Consider the following 3559-nt stretch of genomic DNA (forward strand, 5'->3'; position numbering starts at 1 on the left):
CTGCCGATTCACTCAGAAGGGCTACCGCTCTAGAAATCCATTGGGCGGTGGCTTGTTTCGACCGGATGTTCCTGTAACGTGAACGTGATTTTCAGTCGAGCATGAGGCGATGGCAGGCAGCGGTATGCTTGGTTCCGGCGTGACGGATCGCGGCACTGCGGACGACGCGTCCATCCCAGCCCCGGACCAAACCCAGCCGGCAGCCCACGGGACACCGCCTCCCGAAACGACGAAGACCGCCGCAGCGGCGCTCACGGTGGATTCGCTCGCGAACATCGCCGATACGGCGGCGCGCGAGGTCAGTCTGGGTGCTGCGGCGGGCGCGGGATACGATGCCCGCGCGGCGTACGAGGCGCGGGCCGCGGCCGAGGCGCTGGCACAGGCGCTGTTCGACTGGCGCAGCTACGCCGCCCTCTATCCCGACCTGCGCGACAGCGGCTTTCCCAACCCGTCGCGCGATCTGCGTGATCATTTCACGGTTTACGGACAGCACGAGGGCCGCGCCCCGTCGATCCTGTTCGACATCGGCTACGTCCGTCACCGGCTGGCGAAATACGAGGACACCGACGTCCCCGCCGCGCAGGCGTTCGCGCATTTCGCGCGTCTGCCGCCCGAGCGGCGGTTCGTGCCGAATCGCTGGTTCAGCCCGTGGGCGGTGCGCCGCCTGTATGCCGAACGCTACCCCGAGATTGAGACGATGCCGGATTACGCGCTGTTCGAGTTCTACCTCGACCGGCGCGCCTTCGCCGCCCTGTCACCCTGCGGCACGTTCAGCGAGGAGCGCTATCGCCGGTCGCATCCCGACGTGGCCGCCGCGGTGGGCGAGGGTCATTTCAGCTGCGCGCTGGTGCACTACGTCGCCTGCGGCGTGGCGGAACGGCGTGGCGGCCTGCCGGGGGCCGCCGCCGGCACCGAGCAGGACGAGGTTGAATGGCTGCTCGGCGGACAGGCCGGGATCGAGCCGCGAGTCTGGTGGTTCGACGAGGCGTTCTACCTGTCGGTCTATCCGGACGTGCACGACCTGGTGCGGCGCGGCATCATCAAGTCGGGCCTCGAACACTACATGATCGAGGGATTCCACGAACGCCGGCTGCCGTCGCCGCATTTGCTGCGCCACCTGCCGGCGGCGGACGAGGCGGATCCCTGGGCGTTCTACGACATGCTGTCCCGCCGCCCGCCGCCGCAGCGCAAGCTGATCCCGATCGAGGACGCCTGCGCGATCCTGCGGCTGCTGGACAAGCCCGGCTGGGCCGGCGACCGGCGCACGGCGACCGACACGCTGTGGGGCTACGTCCGGCCCGGCGTGATCGATGCCGCGTTCGATGCGGCGCAGTACATGGCGGTCAACGTCGATGTCGCGGCGTCGCTCGGCACGCCGCAGGCCGCCGAGGATCACTGGCGTGACTACGGCCTGAAGGAAGAGCGGGTGGCGCCGGGGACGAACTTCTTTGCCCGTCGCAGCATCGGCTTCCAGGATATGCTGCTCTGGCGCAGCGGGGTCAATTTCTTCGGGCCCGTCAGCGCCGCGAGCGGGCTCGGCACCGCGGCGCGCGGCTATGTCAGCGCGCTGCGCGCCGCCGGCATCGCGGTCGATGTCTATGACACGTCGCGGCTGGTCCGCGACAGCCTGCCGCTCGATCTCGTCTGCGCCGACGATCTCGCCTATTCGATCAACTTCCTCTGCCTCAACGCCGACCAGGTGATGGCGTTCACGCGCATCTACGGCACGGCGATATTCGACCACAGGGCCAATGTCGGCGCCTGGGTGTGGGAACTGCCCTCGCCGCGCATCGAATGGCGCAGCGTGCTGTCCGCCTTCGATCTCATCATCACGCCGAGCCGGTCGTGCACGCAGTCCTTCGCGTTGACGACGGACACGCCGGTCAGGACCGTGCCCTATGTCGTCGACGTGGCGGAGCCGGAGGGCGCGGCCCAGGCCGCGCCAAATCCCTGGCTCCACGAGATCGCGGCGGCGAAGGCGGCCGGCCGGCGGGTCGTGCTGTTCATCATGGATGCCTCGTCCTACTCGGCGCGCAAGGGCGTCGATCTGTATCGCACCCTCGCGGAACGGCTGACCGCGCGGCATCCCGATCGCTTTCTATTCATACTGAAATCGCATTCACGCGACGTTTCGCTGAGCCGTGCGGAGGAGCATGGCGACGCGGTGATGCACATCGACAGCATCTTCAGCGCCGCCGACCTGCACCGGCTGAAGACAATGTCCGACCTCTATGTCTCCACGCATCGTAGCGAAGGGTTCGGCCTGAACATCGTCGAGAGCGTCCTGCTCGGCGTGCCGGCGCTGTGCCCGGCGGGGAGCGGCTGCGCCGACCTGCTGGCCGACGGGGTGCCCGCGCTGGTGCCGGTGACGCCGCGCGAGATCGGCCGCGAGATGGGGCCGTACAAGGCCGAGGCGATCTGGTACGAACCCGATCTGGACGCGATGGAGGCGACCGTCCTCGCGTTCTTCGAGGAGGGCATCGACCCCGCGCGGTTCGACGCCATGCGGCGCCGGCTGGCGGCGGATTTGTCGCCCGCAAGCGTCGGCGCGCGGCTAAAGCGCGAGCTGACCGCCGCCTGCGGCCTGGGCGCCGAGCGGTCGCGCAACCGGCTGGAGGCGTTCCGCGCGCTGGCGCTGGCCAAGCACGACGAATGCCTGCGCTTCGGCTACGTGACCGAGGCGACGCGGCGGACCGAGTCCGCGCCGGGCATCGACCGGCTTGGCGAAATCGCGATGATGGCGGTGCGGCCGTTCTTCTCGGTCATCACGCCGACGCGAAATTCCGATCCGCAATGGCTGTACGACCTCTATGACGACCTGCTGCATCAATCCTATCCCGCATGGGAGTGGTGCATCGCCGACGACGGCTCCGCGCGGGCGGAGACGCTGGAGGCGCTGCGCGACCTGCGCCGGCGTGACTCGCGCATCAAGATCCATTTCCGTGAGCGCCGCGGCGGGATTGCGGCGGCCACCAATGCCGCCGTCGGCATAGCGACCGCCGGCCATATCGTGATGGTGGATCACGACGACCGTATCTCGCCCGACCTTCTGGCCGCGTATTATGAAACGGCGCGCCACGAAAACGGCGACCTCGTGCTGTACTGTGACGAGGACAAGATCGATCCCGACGGGCGGAACTGCCAGACCTATCACAAGCCGGACTGGTCGCCGGAACACCTGATGGCGTGCATGTACATCCTGCACTGCCTGTGCGTGCGCAAGAAGACGTATCTGCGCCTCGGCGGTTACCGCAGCGGCTTCGATGGGGCGCAGGATCACGACTTCCTGCTGCGCGCTTCCAGCGCCCGCATCCCGGTCCGCCATGTCGACCAGCTGCTGTATCATTGGCGTATCTCGGCCGCTTCGGCCGCCGGTACCGCGACGGCGAAAGCCGCCGCCCCCGAGGCCGGACGCCGCGCCGTGGCGGAGCATCTCGTGCGCATCGGCATCGAGGGCACGGTCGAGCACGCGTCGATCCCCGGCTCGTATCGGGTGCGGCCGCGGCTGCCGGCGACGACGGTCGCGCTCAATATCCTGACGGGCTGCGAGCGGCGCGGC

At 68.6% G+C, this 3559-nt stretch carries 1 protein-coding gene; it reads left to right on the top strand.

The annotated features are described in order from the left end of the window. Window positions 1–256: 256 nt before the first annotated feature. Window positions 257–3559 (top strand): glycosyltransferase (locus B8460_RS02135; protein ID WP_048859922.1); only part of this gene is annotated, 3303 nt, incomplete at its 3' end.

The sequence above is a fragment of the Acidisphaera rubrifaciens HS-AP3 genome (assembly GCF_000964365.1).
GTDB classification, from domain to species: Bacteria; Pseudomonadota; Alphaproteobacteria; order Acetobacterales; family Acetobacteraceae; genus Acidisphaera; species Acidisphaera rubrifaciens.